We start from the raw sequence: 15,124 nt of genomic DNA on the forward strand, positions 1-15,124 counted from the left end.
AGGAACACCAATGGACTTGGGACTGGCTGGAGCAACCGCGGTGGTCACGGGCGGAAGCAAGGGGATGGGGCTGGCGATCGCCCGGACACTGGCTGAAGAGGGTGCCCGAGTGGCGGTGATGGCCCGCGACCAAGGCCCACTGGATGCCGCCGCGGAGTCACTGCTCGCGGCCGGATCTCCTGATGCGATAGGGATTTCCGTCGACATGAACGACGCAGACTCCATCGCCGCCGCATTCGCCGAGGTTGCCGCGCGGTGGGGCAGTCTCAACAGCCTGGTGCATACCATCGGCCCCGGGGACGGCTACTTCGAAGACATGACCGATGCGGACTGGGACTCGGCATTCGGGCTCGGCACGATGTCCGGTGTGCGCTCGATCCGTGCCGCGTTGCCCAGCCTGCGCCAGGCTGATTGGGCCCGGATCGTGACGTTCGCGGCGCACTCGATCCAGCGCCAGAACCCCCGCATCGTGGCCTATACCGCGTCGAAGGCCGCGCTCACGAGCATCACCAAGAACCTGTCGAAAAGCCTTGCCAAAGACGGCATTTTGGTCAACTGCGTATGCCCGGGCACGATCGTCACGTCGAGTTTCACCGAAAACCTCAAAGACATCCTGGCCGCTGACGGTCTGGATGCCAGCAATCCCGTGGACGTGATGACGTGGATCGATGACAACTTCCACCAGCCCTGCGATCTCGGCCGGGCCGGTCTGCCCGAGGAGATCGCCTCGATCACCACGTACCTGGCGTCTCGGCGCAACGGATATGTCACCGGTGCCACTGTCAATGTCGACGGCGGCTCGGACTTCGTCTGAGCCGTCCGCGACCAGTCAGTGCGAGCTGGGCCCCAGTGCGTAGTTCCCAGTCTCGGGGTGGTGGTACCAGCCGCTGCTGGCCTCGGTTCCGCCATCGACGTGGATGGTCTGGCCGGTGATATAGCTCGACAGGTCGGACGCCAAAAATACCGCAGCGCCGGCCATTTCGTCGACATGACCGGCCCTGCCCATCGGCACCGTGAATCCGAAGCGCTGCTCGCCACCGGGCGGTGCGACCTGCATAATCCCTTCGGTGAGCGTGATGTCGGGTGCCAATGCGTTGACCCGGATACCATTTAGCGCCAGCTCCAGCGCGGCGGTCTTGGTGTAGTTGATCACTCCGGCCTTCGCCGCGGCGTATGTCGCATAGCCAGGTGCGGCGCGCACACCTTCGATCGAGGTGATGTTGATGATGCTGCCCTTCAACCCTTGCGCCACGATGCCCTTGGCCACTCGCTGCGTGCACAGGTACACGTGACGCAGATTGGCTTTGTACAAAGCATCCCAACCATTTTCGGATGTCTCAAGGATGCTTGAGTAGAACACTCCGCCCGCATTGTTCACCAGGATGGTGACTGGGCCCAGCTCCGCCGCGGTCCGCTTCAGGGCGGCGTCGACCTGGGCGCTGTCGCGTACGTCGGCCGGAATCCCGAGTGCCCCAATGGCTTGCGCCGCTGACGCGCAGCTGTCGACGTCACGCTCCCAAATCGCCACCCGGGCCCCGAAGGCGGCGAGCCCTGCCGCAATGCCGCGGCCGATACCCGCTCCGCCACCGGTGACGACGGCGACCCGGTCGGTCAGCAGAATCTGAGAAGGATCGATGGTCATACGAGGACTGTAGACCAAGGCCAGATCAGCTGTTACATTCAGGACGACAAATGTCACATGTGTAATGCTGAGAGGCTCGGATGAGCGCGACGATCTTTGTCACAGGGGGCACCGGCCAGACCGGTGCCAACGTGTGTGAGCAGCTGATCGAACGCGGCGATCACGTACGGGCACTGGTCCGCAACCCCGACGAGGCTCAGGCCCTGGCCGACCTCGGCGTGGAGTTGGTCAAGGGTGATATCAGCGATGCCGGCGACGTCCTGTCCGCGGCCGCCGGCGCCGAAGCGGCCATCCACTGCGCGGCCTTGCTCGGCGGAGCCAGCCAGGACCTCGACGATTTCCGGGCAGTCAACATAACCGGCACCACCAATGTTCTCGACGCGGGCAAGAAGCTGGGCATGCGTCGTGTCGTCGCGTTGAGCACCGCCACCTTCATCGACCTGACCACCGACAAACAGTTCGAAGAGGCTCCGGTGCTCGCCGATCCGCCTGACGATCCGTACACGGTCACCAAGCTGGCGGCCTTCCTTGAGACTCAACAGCGCGCAGCGTCCGGCGAGGACGTGCTCACCTGCCACCCCGGTGCGATCTTCGGGCCCGGTGTCGTCGTCGAGCGGGCGCTGCACCGCACCAGCTTCAACCGTGTTCTGTTGGCGGGGATGCGAGGTCGTATCGCCCGTTACCTGGCGTTCCCGGTCACCTGGGTGGCCGGCGCGGACGTCGCGCGTGGCTCGATCGCGGCGCTGGACCGCGGCATCGCAGGCGAGCGTTACCTGCTGATCGGGCGCCCCGAGGACACCATCAGCACCGCTGCCGGTATCAACCGCGCGTGCGAGATCGCCGGGGTTGAGCACCGGGTCGAGGATCTCGACTACCGCTCCGATCCCGACCGGCTCACCGCCGAGTTCGGTCCGACGCTGATGGCGATCGCCGAGGCGGCAGCCAAGGATGTTCGATCGCCGCGCTCACCGGACAACCCCACCAGTCGCCGGCTCGGCTACGACCCGATGTCGTTCGACGATGGACTGCGCGCCTATATCTCCTGGTTGCGTAATATCGGTCGATTGACATGACAAGCGCCGCTGAGAACGCCCGGTCGGATCATGGTGATCTCACCGGACGAATCCTCGACGCCGCCCGCCGCCTGGTGCTGCAGTCCGGGACCCGCAAGCTGTCCCTGACCGAAGTGGCTGCCGTCGCCGGAGTGTCGCGACAAAGCATCTATCGATACTTCCTGTCCAAGGAAGAACTCATCGATGCGCTCGGTCGGAACGAGTATCAACGATTCAACGCCGCGATGGAGCGTGCGATCGAGGGGCTGGCCGGCCAGGCTCGTATGGAGGCCGCCCTCGATGTGGTGGCCACGGTGCTGCAGGATCAACCGCCCCGGCGCATCGTGGATCTGGATCCCCGCTTCGCTCACGAGCAGATCGTCGGGGCGCTGCCGGTGATCACCGAAGGGCTGATTGGCGTGATACGGCGGTGTCAGCGCGACGGTATGCCCTTGGCGGCCGCTCCGCGGGACCTCGCTGCGGCGATCGCGCGCACGGTGCTGAGCCACTACACATTTCCCGACCAGGACGCCGCGGCCGCGCGCCGGCAGATCCGCGCGATCGTCGGGCTGCCGACGACCTAGCACCCCTGTCGGCCGCCGACGCCGTTTTGTATGCTTACCGTAATCAATACGGTTGATGAGCTCGGCCCCGAGGAGGGTACCTGATGACGGCTCCGAAGATCGACGACCCGGACTTCTGGCGCAGCGGCCCGGACCGCGAACTGGCCGAATTCCGTCGTCGTTGCCCGGTCGCCGAACTGCCCGACGCCGGGTTCTGGGCCGTCACGGGACACGCGCAGATCACCGAGATGAGCAAGGACCCTGCCACCTTCATCTCGTCCAAGGGCGTGCTGATCGGCGACGTCAAACGTGAAGTCTCCGGCAATGACTCGATCCTCTACGTCGACCCGCCTCGACACGTCACAATGCGCCGAATCGTCAACAGGGGCTTCACTGTTCGCCGAGTGGCCCAGCTCGCCGAGCTAGCGGAGTCGATCGTGGCCACGGTCTTCGACGAGATCGATCCGACCGAGCCGGTCGACGCCGTCGACGCGATCAGCGCCCCGGTGCCGCTGCTGATCATCGCCCACATGCTCGGGGTGCCAGGCGAGGACATTCCGACCTTCCGCAAGTGGTCGGACGCGATCGCCATCGCCGCCACGGATCCGACCGATCCGCGCGCTATGGCCGCCATCGACTTCTTCGGCTACTTCAACGCCAAACTCGACGCCCGGACAGCCGAGACCGACCCGCCCGAGGATCTTCTGACGGCCATCACTGCCGACGCCGAACTGACCCGCGCCGAACAGCTCGGCTTCTGCATGAGCTTGCTGGTGGCAGGCAACGAGACCACTCGGCACCTGATCAGCGGCGGGCTGGTGGCTCTGGCCGAGCACCCCGAACAACGTGCCGCGCTGGCCGCCAATGAGTCGCTTATCCCGACGGCCGTCGAAGAGATGCTGCGTTGGGTCACACCGATTCTGGCGATGGGGCGTACCGCCACGTGCCCCGTCGACCTCGGGGGCACAGCTGTCGCGCAAGACGCCTATCTGGTGATGCTGTACACCGCGGCCAATCGTGACGAGACCGTCTTCGGTGAGACCGCCGACTCCTTCGACGTGACTCGCTCGCCGAACCCGCATCTAGCCTTCGGCATCGGCGAGCATTTCTGCCTGGGAGCCCAGCTGGCTCGGCTGGAGGCCAAGGTCGTGTTCACCGAGATCCTGCGCCGCTGGCCGAATTACCAGATCCTCGACGGTGTGGAAGTCGGTGCCTCGACATTGCTGCGAGAGATCACCAGACTGCCGATCCTGTTGCAGCCCAACAGTTAGGAGCCGGTGGCGCGTTGCCGGTTTGCCCCGGCGGGCAGCGGAAACCAGGGCGCGCGACTGCGAAAGCTCTCGGTCGGCCCGCAAGCCTCAGACAGCGACGCGGCATGCATGGCATGGGCTTTGAACGCGATCGCGGCGGCACTGAGTCGGTGGTGTACGTCGTGAAGGCGGTCGCCGGGTACAGATCGACAAGCGCCCCACACGGTGACTTCAGTTCCGGGATCACGCATTAACGCATCGACCCGCGTGCGAATCCGAGACGGCAGCGAAGTCACGTCACTTCCGATGGCGATCGCGGCGGGCCGCCGGCTTGGCCAGAGATCAGTCAGTTCTCCTTCCAGCGGCACCGCTGTCACGCCAAGGATTCGCAGGGGAGTTGTGTCACATCCGGAGGGCACCCATGCGGTGACATCCCACCCAGCCCAGACGCGGTCACACATCCATCCGCCGGCATCTCGGACCGCATCGGCGACGTCATCGACAATGGCGATCATCGCGTGCACGTCACCCTGCCCAGGGGTTCTCGTGGTGGGGTGAACGGATGAACAGAGGCGTGCCAGCTGGGACCGCGGGAGCGTCGGCATGCGCTGCGAGACCTCTCGGCTAGCGAATCTCGTTGCGGACAGCCTCGATGAGGCCGTCGAGCAGCTCGAGCAGTTCGGTCGACGCGGGCGCGTCCAGTGCGGCCAATTGCGGTCGCAGCGTTTCCAGATGTGCCACCGTCGCGGCGGTGTCCCCGTCGGCGATCAGCGTGCGGGCCGTCGTCACGCCATCACTAAGTGTCGTGGATTCGGCTTGGTGGTGGGCGATTTGAGTGTCGAGGACGTCGATGAGTTCCCAGTCGCGATACATGGCGTTGGAGGCTTCATACAACGCGACGCCGGTGACCGGTTCACCTGCCATGGTGCCGATGTAGGCGTAAGGGCCCTCCAGGTATTCAATGGGCAGGGCGTGCCCGGGTGCCCGCACCAGCGGTTCGCCGAAGAGTTCCAGGTCGAGGCTCTTGGAGCGGACGACGTGGCGTTCGGGCATATACCGCGCTTTGGCGATCGGCTTCATCAGACTGCGTACCTCGTCGGGCCAGCGCACGTAGCTGGTGGTGGTGACGTCGAGGTCGTCGACGCAGTCCGGTTCTGTCCCATCCTCGTACGTCGCGGTTATACCGGTGAAGGGCACCAACACATTCGCGCCGCGCCGGTCGTACTGACGCCACACGCTGAGATCGACACCGTTGTCCAGGGCGATGGTGTGCCATTCATGAGCCTGCCCACGCGGGTCCCCGCCGGTACCGCCACCGCCGGCATAGCGGGGGAACCACTGTCGGTCGATGTGGGCCGAATCGCTGTGTACCCGTTCCTCGATATCGCCCCACCGCAAGGTGCCGGTCATGGTCAGCCCGGTTTGGAAGTAGGAGTAGGTGTCTGGTTGTAGACACGCGTCGATCCGGCCGTTGTGCACCGAGCCACCGACCGGCACGGGACCCTGCGTCGGGCTGAGATGGAGGGTGAGCTGCATGGGCGCACCGTCCCTGTCGGTGCCGACCGCGTTGTAATCGTAGGTATAGGGCACCAATTCGCCGTCACCGTCGCGGTTGGCCGACCAGGTGACGGTGCCGGCGGTGCTGTCGTAACGCAGATCGAGATGGCCCTGCGCGCTGGTCAACTTGGGAACCGCGCCCGCCACCATGTTCTTCGGCGGCATGTCGTAGTCGGTGTAGGTGCCGTATACGCCGTGGTCGGTATCGAACAGCGCGAACGTGTAGAAGTCAGCGACCACGTCCCCGGCTGGCCGGTTGCGGTTGAAGATCGTGATGAATGCGAAGCGGCGGTCCGAATCGGTTCCGGTCAGATGTCCGGCGAGATACCAGGTGTCGGACTGGAATTCGGGATGGGTGCCTTCGGCGGCCGGGAATTGCAGCAGTGGCTCGCCGGGCACCAACTCGTAGGGGTAGCTCCGCCACGAATCGCTCATCTCAGTTCGCCTTCACTTCGTCGTTGACGATCACTGATCGAATCCCGCTGCCGCTCATCAGGTCGTCGAACGCAGAGTTGACCTCGCCGAGCCCGATACGCCGGGTGATGAGCTTGTCCAACGGCAGTGCGCCCGAGCGCCACAGATTCAGCAGCATCGGGAAATCGCGCCCCGGCACCATCGACCCGTACTGGCAGCCGACCACGGTCTTGCCCTGGATGTACAGGTCATTTGCCGAGAGGGAGATCTTTTCGGTCGGCGAGGCGGCACCCACCACGCAGGTGACGCCGCCAGGCCGGGTGGCGAGGAAGGATGTCTCGATCGTCGGGGCGCGCCCGACGGCCTCGAACACGTAGTCGGCACCGCGGCGTCCGGTGATCGCCTTGATTTGTTGGACAACATCTTCGGTGCTCGGATCGATCACGTGCGTGGCGCCGAGCTCGATGGCGATCTCGCGGCGGGACGCCACCGGGTCGACCGCGATGAGCTCGGCTGCGCCCCGTACCCGTGCGCCCATCAAAGCCGCAAGGCCCACTCCGCCAAGGCCGATCACCGCCACCGCGCTGCCGTGTTCGACCGGAGCGGTATTGAGTGCGGCCCCCGCGCCGGTGGCCACGCCGCAGCCCACCAGTGCGGCGATATCAAACGGAACGTCGTCGTCGATCTTGACGACCGCCCGCGCCAGACAGTTGGTGGCTGTCGCGAAACTCGACACTCCCATCGACGTGAACAACGGCGTTCCCTCGGTGTCGGTGGCGTACGGCATTGAATAGACATCGCGGATCGCATTGCGGCACAGGTGGAGTTCGCCGCGATAGCAATACCAGCACCGGCCACACGACGCGATCCAGGCGATTGCGACGTGGTCGCCGGGCTTGACGTGGGTCACCTCCGACCCGACATCCTCGATGATTCCGGCACCCTCATGGCCCAGCACGCACGGTGTACCGGCAGGCAGCACGCCGGTGGCCTGAGACAGGTCGGAATGGCAGACACCGCTTGCGGCGATGCGCACCCGGACCTGGCCGGCTGCCAGCGGGGCGAGGTGGATCTCTTCGAGTCGAAGGGGTTCGGAAATCGCGCGCAGAATCGCGCCGTGTTCACTCATTGCCGCCCCCTCAGTCGGATCGGTGCCCTCACATCTTGCTCATGATTTCGTCGGCGAACCGGGCAATTCCGTCAAGTGCCCCGCTGGTGCGCTGCCATGGGTCGACGATCGCCCGGTCGACGCCGGCATCGGCGAGCCGTTCGACGTCGTCGCGGCTGGTCACCGTGTAGCTCATGGTGACCTGGGGGCGACCCAGCCGGCCGTGTTCGATCCACAGCTCATCCAGCGTGCGCAACGATGCCGGCAGCATGTCGAGGGTGTGATTCATCGGTATCCAGCCGTCGCCGTAGCGGGCCAGGCGCCGCAGAGCCGCCTTGCCGTCGCCCCCGACGTGGATCGGCGGACCGCCGGGCTGCACCGGCTTGGGTTCGAACATAACCTCGTCGAAGCTGAAGAACCGGCCCTGCAGCGCCACCTTCGGCTCGGTCCACAATGCCCGGCAGATCTCCAGTGCCTCGTCGACGCGGGCGCCGCGGGTGTCGAAGTCCCATCCCACCGCGTCCCATTCCTCACGCAGCCAGCTTGCCCCGATCCCGAATTCCAGCCTGCCCGCCGACAACACGTCGAGGGTGGCCGCGGCGCGGGCGCTGACGAACGGGTGGCGCAACCCGATGTTGTAGACGTGAGTGCCCAACCGAATGGAGCTGGTCTGGGCGGCCAGGAACGACAGGTAGTTCAGCGCGTCGAAGACCGGCGTCTGCGGCGGTATCGGCGGATGTTCGGCCCCATGGTGCGGGCTGCCGCTGATGTTCGCCGGCAGTACCAGATGCTCTGGGATCCAGACGGATTCAAAGCCCAGTTCGTCCGCACGCTGGGTCAGGGTGCTCCAGATCCCCGGGTTCGCTCTGGCCAGGGTGATGCCGAACTTCACTGCTGTGGTGTCCTGTCGCTCGAGAGGTGCGCTCGTGATGGGGAGGCTAGCCCGACCAGGCAACCGCTTTGATGGTCCCTCCGGCGTCGATGCGCAGCTGCTGGCCGGTGACGTAGCGCGCCGCATCGGAAGCCAGATACAGCACCGCTTCGCTGATGTCCTCGGGCTCGACGTAGGGCACCGGCATGGCGTTGAGGAACGGGAACGTCAGCTCGGCGTCCTCGCGGGTCGGGTTCTCCAGGTCGGGCCGGAACGCGGCGTACATCGGCGCGCTGTGCAGCATAGCGGTATTGACGTTGGTCGGGTGCACGGCGTTGACCCGGATGAATTCCGGGGCCAGCTGCAGCGCAAGGTTGTTGACGTAGTGCGCCACCACCTGTTTGGCGAACCCGTAGCCGGCGCCGCCGGGTCCGGCGTCCATCCCGCTGGTGTTCTGCGAGGCCAGCGACGCGGCCAGTGATCCCGTCGCAATGATCGATGCACCCGCCGTGAGGTGTTTGAGGCTGGCGTGCACCAGGTTCAGCACGCCGACCAGGTCGACGTCGACGGCGTCGACGAAGGCTTGGCGGGGGCCACCTTTGGTCAGCGGGGCGATACCGGCGTTGGCGACGACGATGTCGAGCTTGCCGAATTCGGCCACCCCGGCGTCCACTGCCTGGGCCACTGCATTGCGGTCGCGGACGTCGACGATGGCGGCATACGCGCTGCGGCCTTCTTTTTCGACCAGGCGAGCCGTCTCGTCGAGGTCTTCAGGCCGCGCCAGCGGGTAGTCGTTGGTCTCGATGTCGGCGCAGATGTCGATCGCGATGATGTCGGCGCCTTCGGCGGCCAACAACCGCGCGTGCGATCGGCCCTGGCCGCGTGCTGCGCCGCTGATGATGGCGACCTTGCCCTCAACTCGTCCCATGGGGTTCTCCTAATGTCGGTGAATGCTGTTTATTTACTGTGCTTTCGATGGCTCACAGGTAGCCGATGGTCTTGGTCTCGAGATACTGTTCGAAGCCCTCGATGCCGTTCTGCCTTCCGATGCCGCTGGCCTTGTAGCCGCCGTACGGAGCGTCGGCCCCGTAGAACAGCCCGCCGTTGACGCTGAACGATCCGGCCCGGATCCGATTGGCGAACTCCATGCCCCGGTCCGGCGAGGAGGTGAAGACCGACCCCGACAGCCCGTAGTCGCTGTCGTTGGCCACGGCCAGTGCCTCGGCGTCGTCGGAGTAGGGGAGCACCACCATCACCGGGCCGAACACCTCTTGCCGGGCGATTTCCGCGGAGTTGTCTGTCCCGGCGACCAACGTCGGCAGGACGTAGCTGCCGCCGGCGAGCTCAGGGTGCAGATCGGTCGGAGCCGCTCCGCCCGTGAGCACTTGAGCGCCAGCAGCTTTGGCGCGGTCGACGAATCCGAGGATGCGATCGCGCTGGCGGGTATTGATCACCGGACCGAGCAGTGTATCGCCGCGCGCCGGGTCGCCGGGCCTGATCATCTCGAACAGCTCGGCCACCCGGGCGACCACCTCGTCGTAGCGGTGCGCCGGCACCAGCAGGCGCGAGTTGATCGCGCAGCCCTGACCGGCGTGGAAGCACACCTGCAGGGTCGAGGGGATGGCCGCGTCCAGGTCGGCGTCGTCGAGCAGGACGAGTGCGGACTTGCCACCCAATTCCAGGAACACCCGCTTCAGTGTTTCGGCAGCCCTGCCGGCGATCCGGCGCCCCACTTGAGTCGAACCGGTGAAGGACACCAGGTCGACCCGCGGATCGCTGACCAACAGTTCGGCCACCTCGTTGTCCGGTGTCGGGACCACGTTGACCACCCCGGCCGGGATGTCGGTGTGCTCGGCGATCAGCCGGCCCAGCCGCGTCGAGGTCCACGGCGTGTTCGGATCCGGTTTGAGCACAACGGTATTCCCGGTCGCCAGCGCCTGACCCAACTTGTTGGACACGATCTCGAACGGGTAGTTCCACGGGGCGATCGCCGCCACCACACCGACGGGCTCCTTGACCACGCGGCGCTGGCCATCGCCGGCCTTGCCGACACCCAGCTCGCGCGACCACGCGAATGAGTCGATGAGCTCGGTGGGAAACCGCAGTGCGTCGGCCAGTGGCCAATCGACCTGCGCCATCATCGTCGTCATCAGCGGAGCGCCGACTTCGGCGACGATTTCCTCGCGCAGCTCCTCGGACTCGCTCTCTAGCGCCTCCTGCAGTTGCACCAGACACCGTTTGCGCAGGCCGTGGTTGGTGCTCCACTCGGTCTCGTCAAACGCGCGCCGCGCCGCGGCGATGGCTGCCACCATGTCCTCGGGACCCGCCGCGCTGGTGGTGCCCAGCAGCTCGCCGGTGGCGGGGCTGGTGTTGTCGAACTGCTTGCCGGAGCGGGCATCACGGAGTTCGCCGTCGATGTACATCCGCGTTTCCGCGCGCCCGGCGGCACGCTGGTTCAACGCGGTGGATTCGGTGGACGTCGTTGTCATTGCTGCTCCTGGTTATGTGGTCAGCACCAGTGAGGCGCAGTGTGGTCCATGGGCATTGGCGACGACGGCTACCTGGGCGTCGGGGACCTGGCGGGTGCCGCACTCGCCGCGCAGCTGAGCCACCCCCTCGGCCAGGAAGCTCAAACCGTGCAGCCGGCCCTCGGCCAGCTGACCCCCCTGAGTGTTCAGCGGCAGCACGCCGCCGGGCCCGATCGCTGAGCCCCCGTCGACCCAATCGCCGAATTCCCCTATGCCGCAGAACCCCATCGCCTCGAGCCACGACACGGTGATGTGGGTGAATCCGTCGTAGAGCTGCGCGACGTCGACATCGGCGGCTGTCACCGACGAGCGCTTCCACATGGTCTCGGCACAGCGTTGGGTTCCGCCGAAGAGAAAGTCGTCGGTGTAGGTCCAGTCCGGTTTCCACCCGGTGCCCATCGCGATCGCGTCGATCCACACCGGTGCCTTGGATGTATCGAGAGCCCGCTGGGCGGAGGTGATGACGACAGCACACGCACCGGTGACCGGATAGTCACAATCGAAGAGGTGCACCGGATCCGAGACCATCCGCGAGTTCAGGTAGTCGTCCATGGTGATCAGGTCCCGAAGAACGGCGCGTTCGTTGAGGCTCGACCAGCGCCGCGCGTTGACCGCGATATGACCGTAGTCTTCCGGTGTGCCGCCGAGAGTGTGGAATCTGCGGCGCATCTTCATCGCCATCACCGGGATCATCCCGCCGGCAATGCCGTAGGGCAGATCCCACTGCCACATGCCGGACGGTGGCGGCAGCATCTTCTCCGCGGACTGCTGGCCCCACTCTCTGGTGACTGAACGCACCACCAGCGCGACTTCGCAGGCGCCGGATTGGACCGCCATGTGGGCCCCGGCCACCGAACTCATCGCCGAGGGGCCCCACGGGCCGAAATCACCGAAGACGGCCAGGTTTTCGACGCCCAGCATCTTGGCGATGTCGTAGGACTGTTCGTTTCCGGCGTACTCGAAGATCCCGTCGACATCGCAGATCCGCAGACCCGCATCGGCGATCGCGGCCCGGGCGGCGTCGACGGCGAGGCCCCGCCCGTCAACCCCCTTGGACCGGTGCACACTCGAATAGCCGATGCCGACGATAGCGGCCCTGTCGTGCGTCACGGTGTCCGCACCGGTCGAAACTGCGGTATCGCCATGTCGGCGCGCGGTTCGAACACCACCTCCATCGGCATGCCGATGACCAGTTCGTCCGGATCGGCCTCGACGATGTTGGTCATGATCCGGACGCCGGGGGCGTCGTCGAGCTCGGTCAGCCCGATCAGCAACGGGACCGCGTCCAGGAATCCCGGGTGGAACGGCTGGCGAAGCACCGTGAACGAATACAGCGTGCCGCGACCGCTGACCTCGACCGCGATCGGGACGGCCCCCGCGGGTCCGCCGCCGGGAATCTCGGGGGTCGGCCCCGGCGGATGCTGGCGGATGTCGAGGCCCTCGAAACCCTGCACGGTGAGCCTGCCGTTCTTGGCGTTCTCCCAGTAGAAGGCACTCACCGGGTCGGGAATCGGAACGGGTTTGACGTTCAGTTCCATGCCCCGTCCTTAGCTCGTTCCACCTGCGGAGCCGCATGATTCAGCGACCACCACCGTTGTGGATTGCAACCGTATGTCTTACGGTAACGTTGTGTCAACGCTCACCGGAGAAGGGATGTCTATGCCAGGGGTGCTCGCCGGGATTCGAGTTGTGGAGATGGCGTCGTGGACCTATGTGCCATCCGCCGGTGCCGCGTTGGCCGACTGGGGCGCCGACGTGATCAAGGTGGAGAGCGTCGAATTCGGCGATCCGAGCCGGGCGCTGGTCGTCGGTGGCTTCACCCGCGACGCTGCCAGGGCCGACGTCGATTTCATGATGGAACTGGGCAATCGCGGAAAGCGCAGCCTGGCCCTGGATCTCAAGTCCGAGTTGGGTCGTGAACTGTTCGGCACACTCCTGGGCACCGCCGACGTCTTGCTCACCAACTGGCTGCCGGGAGCGCTGGCACGAGCCCGGCTCACCGTCGACGACATCCGTGCCTTCAATCCCCACATCATCATCGCCCGTGGCTCTGGCCTGGGTGTTCGCGGGCCGGACAGCGATCAAGGCGGTTTCGACGGGGCGACCTACCTGGCCCGCGGCGGTGTCGCTTACACGCTCACACCCTTCGGCGCCGAATACCCCGCCAGTCAGGGGCCGGCCTTCGGTGACTTGCAGGCCGGGGCGACCCTGGCCGGCGGTGTGTGCGCGGCGCTGTTTCACCGGGAGCGCACCGGGGAGGGCTCGATAGTGGATTCTTCCCTTCTGGCACAAGCGATGTGGGCGGGCGCGCCGTCGATCGCGGTCGCCGACCTCTTCGATGCCGACGGTATCCCCAGCGCACCGCCGGGGATTGCCTTCAACCCGGTGGTCAACCGGTACAAAACCCGCGACGCGCGCTGGCTGCAATTGGTGTTCCTGCAACCCGACAAGTTCTGGGCCGGCTTCTGCCATCGCATCGGACTGCCCGAGCTCGCCACCGATGAGCGGTTCGTCCCGTCGGCCAACCTCCTCGCCAACTGCGCCGAGGGCATCGACATCCTCAACAAGCGATTCGCCGAGGAAGACCTGCAGCACTGGCAGAAGGCTCTCGCCGACGAACCCGGGGTGTGGGCGAGCTACGCCACCTCGCGGGAAGCCCTCAACGACCCTCAGGTCGAACCCAACGGGTACGTCATCACCAACGTCGATGATCGTGGCACCGAATACCGCACAGTCGCCGCACCCGTGCAATTCAACGAGACTCCGCCACCGCCGGCCCGTTCGCCCGAACACGGCCAGCACACCGAGGAGATTCTGATGGAGCTCGGCATCGACTGGGACGACATCGAGAAGGCCAAAGAGGCCGGGGCGATCCTATGACCACCGTAATCTCAACGTCGAAAAGCGCAGCGCAGTAGGAGGACATGATGACAACATCGACAGTGGTCTTTGACCCGTTTTCGGATGACTTCTTCAACTCGCCCTACGACACCTACCGGCGGATGCGCGACGAAGCGCCGGTGTACTACAGCGAGAAGTACGACTTCTATGCGCTGACCCGCCACGCCGACGTGTCGGCGGCCATGAAGGATCACGTCACCTACTCCTCGGCCCGTGGCATCGACCTGCAGATGGTGCGGTCCAATGACCCGGTTCCGCCGCTGATGATCATGATGGACCCGCCGGACCATCGGCGGATGCGCAGCCTGGTCAACAAGGTGTTCACCCCGCGGGCCATCGAACGGCAGCGCCAGACCGTCGTCACCCAGATCGACCGGTTCCTCGGCGCCGTCGATCCGGAGAATTTCGATGTGGTGCAGGACTTTTCGGCGTTGTTTCCCGTCGAGGTCATCACCGAGATGCTGGGAGTCCCCGTCGAGCTGCGACAAAAGGTTCGGTTGTTGCTCGATAAGCAACTTGCCAGGGAATACGGGAAAGTGGAGATGCCCGAAGAGGGTATCGCTGCCGGAATCGAGACCGGCATGATGTATTACGAGGTCATTCAGGAACATCGCGCCAACCCGCAGGACGACATGATCACCGACCTGATCAACGTCGAACTCGACCGCGACGGCGAGATGACCAAACTCGACGATATCGAGATCACCGGCTTCGCCTCCTTGCTCGGCGGTGCGGGCGCCGAGACAGTCACCAAGCTGGTGGGCAATGCCATCGTGACGTTCGCCGATCATCCCGACCAATGGGAGATGATGCGCAACGACCGCAGCCTGATCCCCAACGCAGTCGAGGAGCTCCTGCGCTGGGAGGCGCCCGCGCAGTATCTCGTGCGGTACAGCACCCGTGATATCGCCTTGCACGACAACATCATTCCGGCGAACAATCCGGTGTTGCTGTGCCTGGGCTCGGCCAATCGCGACGAGCGCGCGTTCGCCAACGCCGACAGTTTTGACATCACCCGCGGCCGTACCGAAGCGCAGAACCTAGGACTGGGCTATGGCATACACAGTTGCCTGGGCGCCGCGCTGGCCCGCATGGAATGCGTGATCGCGCTGGACAAGCTGCTGGATTTCATGCCGCGCTTCGAAGTTGACCGCGATCGTCTGACGCGAGTGGCGATGACCAACGTGGTCGGCTGGCACCACGCGCCGGTGCGGGTGCTGCGCTAGACGCTGCCCGCC

Annotated in this window: 14 protein-coding genes; 6 read left to right on the forward strand and 8 right to left on the reverse strand. The window is 65.5% G+C overall.

Annotated elements, in window-relative coordinates:
- The first annotated feature begins 10 nt into the window (after positions 1–10).
- Complete coding sequence (locus tag CG716_RS21045; RefSeq protein ID WP_094483056.1) at positions 11–814, forward strand: SDR family NAD(P)-dependent oxidoreductase; 804 nt, start codon at positions 11–13, stop codon at positions 812–814.
- Between the two features lie 15 nt (positions 815–829).
- Here CG716_RS21045 and CG716_RS21050 read toward each other — a convergent pair whose 3' ends face one another.
- A complete protein-coding gene (locus CG716_RS21050) occupies positions 830–1,642 on the reverse strand; it encodes an SDR family NAD(P)-dependent oxidoreductase (protein ID WP_094483057.1) in 813 nt (270 codons plus the stop codon).
- Positions 1,643–1,722: 80 nt separating this feature from the next.
- On the opposite strand from CG716_RS21050, the gene CG716_RS21055 reads away from it, so the two are divergent.
- The 3 genes from CG716_RS21055 to CG716_RS21065 all read left to right on the forward strand — a co-directional run bounded on the left by CG716_RS21055 (position 1,723) and on the right by CG716_RS21065 (position 4,528).
- Entirely contained in the window at positions 1,723–2,715 is a 993-nt protein-coding gene (locus CG716_RS21055) for an NAD-dependent epimerase/dehydratase family protein (RefSeq protein ID WP_094483058.1), read from the forward strand.
- Positions 2,712–3,278, forward strand: a complete 567-nt coding sequence (locus tag CG716_RS21060) for a TetR/AcrR family transcriptional regulator (protein WP_094483059.1) — start codon at positions 2,712–2,714, stop codon at positions 3,276–3,278. The genes CG716_RS21055 and CG716_RS21060 overlap by 4 nt, the downstream gene beginning before the upstream one ends.
- A gap of 83 nt (positions 3,279–3,361) precedes the next feature.
- On the forward strand, positions 3,362–4,528 hold the full coding sequence (locus CG716_RS21065) for a cytochrome P450 (RefSeq protein WP_094483060.1): 1,167 nt from the start codon (positions 3,362–3,364) through the stop codon (positions 4,526–4,528).
- A 603-nt stretch (positions 4,529–5,131) separates the two neighbouring features.
- Here CG716_RS21065 and CG716_RS21075 read toward each other — a convergent pair.
- Genes CG716_RS21075 through CG716_RS21105 form a run of 7 tightly spaced genes read right to left on the reverse strand, consistent with a single transcriptional unit; the run spans position 5,132 to position 12,523 of the window.
- On the reverse strand, positions 5,132–6,499 hold the full coding sequence (locus CG716_RS21075; RefSeq protein WP_094483061.1) for a lipocalin-like domain-containing protein: 1,368 nt from the start codon (positions 6,497–6,499) through the stop codon (positions 5,132–5,134).
- A 1-nt stretch (position 6,500) separates the two neighbouring features.
- Positions 6,501–7,607 (reverse strand): Zn-dependent alcohol dehydrogenase, encoded by a 1,107-nt coding sequence (locus CG716_RS21080; protein WP_094483062.1) that lies wholly within the window; start codon positions 7,605–7,607, stop codon positions 6,501–6,503.
- Positions 7,608–7,635: 28 nt separating this feature from the next.
- A complete protein-coding gene (locus CG716_RS21085; RefSeq protein WP_094483063.1) occupies positions 7,636–8,478 on the reverse strand; it encodes an LLM class F420-dependent oxidoreductase in 843 nt (280 codons plus the stop codon).
- 46 nt (positions 8,479–8,524) lie between these two features.
- Positions 8,525–9,385: a mycofactocin-coupled SDR family oxidoreductase gene (locus tag CG716_RS21090; RefSeq protein ID WP_094483064.1), complete on the reverse strand. Its 861-nt coding sequence runs from the start codon at positions 9,383–9,385 to the stop codon at positions 8,525–8,527.
- Positions 9,386–9,437: 52 nt separating this feature from the next.
- Complete coding sequence (locus CG716_RS21095; protein WP_094483065.1) at positions 9,438–10,946, reverse strand: aldehyde dehydrogenase family protein; 1,509 nt, start codon at positions 10,944–10,946, stop codon at positions 9,438–9,440.
- A gap of 12 nt (positions 10,947–10,958) precedes the next feature.
- On the reverse strand, positions 10,959–12,095 hold the full coding sequence (locus tag CG716_RS21100; protein ID WP_094483066.1) for a thiolase family protein: 1,137 nt from the start codon (positions 12,093–12,095) through the stop codon (positions 10,959–10,961).
- Positions 12,092–12,523, reverse strand: a complete 432-nt coding sequence (locus CG716_RS21105; RefSeq protein WP_094483067.1) for a Zn-ribbon domain-containing OB-fold protein — start codon at positions 12,521–12,523, stop codon at positions 12,092–12,094. Before CG716_RS21105 ends, CG716_RS21100 begins: the two co-directional genes overlap by 4 nt.
- A gap of 121 nt (positions 12,524–12,644) precedes the next feature.
- On the opposite strand from CG716_RS21105, the gene CG716_RS21110 reads away from it, so the two are divergent.
- Positions 12,645–13,865 carry a CaiB/BaiF CoA transferase family protein gene (locus tag CG716_RS21110; RefSeq protein WP_094483068.1) on the forward strand — a complete coding sequence of 407 codons (1,221 nt, stop codon included), beginning with the start codon at positions 12,645–12,647 and terminating at the stop codon, positions 13,863–13,865.
- A gap of 47 nt (positions 13,866–13,912) precedes the next feature.
- Entirely contained in the window at positions 13,913–15,112 is a 1,200-nt protein-coding gene (locus CG716_RS21115; protein WP_094483142.1) for a cytochrome P450, read from the forward strand.
- The last annotated feature ends 12 nt before the right edge of the window (positions 15,113–15,124 follow it).

Source organism: Mycolicibacterium sphagni (assembly GCF_002250655.1).
GTDB classification, from domain to species: domain Bacteria; phylum Actinomycetota; class Actinomycetes; order Mycobacteriales; family Mycobacteriaceae; genus Mycobacterium; species Mycobacterium sphagni.

Coding starts and splice junctions, on each gene's coding strand:
- CG716_RS21045 (WP_094483056.1), top strand. CDS start 11: ATGGACTTGGGACTGGCTGGAGCAACCGCGGTGGTCACGGGCGGAAGC.
- CG716_RS21050 (WP_094483057.1), bottom strand. CDS start 1,642: ATGACCATCGATCCTTCTCAGATTCTGCTGACCGACCGGGTCGCCGTC.
- CG716_RS21055 (WP_094483058.1), top strand. CDS start 1,723: ATGAGCGCGACGATCTTTGTCACAGGGGGCACCGGCCAGACCGGTGCC.
- CG716_RS21060 (WP_094483059.1), top strand. CDS start 2,712: ATGACAAGCGCCGCTGAGAACGCCCGGTCGGATCATGGTGATCTCACC.
- CG716_RS21065 (WP_094483060.1), top strand. CDS start 3,362: ATGACGGCTCCGAAGATCGACGACCCGGACTTCTGGCGCAGCGGCCCG.
- CG716_RS21075 (WP_094483061.1), bottom strand. CDS start 6,499: ATGAGCGATTCGTGGCGGAGCTACCCCTACGAGTTGGTGCCCGGCGAG.
- CG716_RS21080 (WP_094483062.1), bottom strand. CDS start 7,607: ATGAGTGAACACGGCGCGATTCTGCGCGCGATTTCCGAACCCCTTCGA.
- CG716_RS21090 (WP_094483064.1), bottom strand. CDS start 9,385: ATGGGACGAGTTGAGGGCAAGGTCGCCATCATCAGCGGCGCAGCACGC.
- CG716_RS21095 (WP_094483065.1), bottom strand. CDS start 10,946: ATGACAACGACGTCCACCGAATCCACCGCGTTGAACCAGCGTGCCGCC.
- CG716_RS21105 (WP_094483067.1), bottom strand. CDS start 12,523: ATGGAACTGAACGTCAAACCCGTTCCGATTCCCGACCCGGTGAGTGCC.
- CG716_RS21110 (WP_094483068.1), top strand. CDS start 12,645: ATGCCAGGGGTGCTCGCCGGGATTCGAGTTGTGGAGATGGCGTCGTGG.
- CG716_RS21115 (WP_094483142.1), top strand. CDS start 13,913: ATGACAACATCGACAGTGGTCTTTGACCCGTTTTCGGATGACTTCTTC.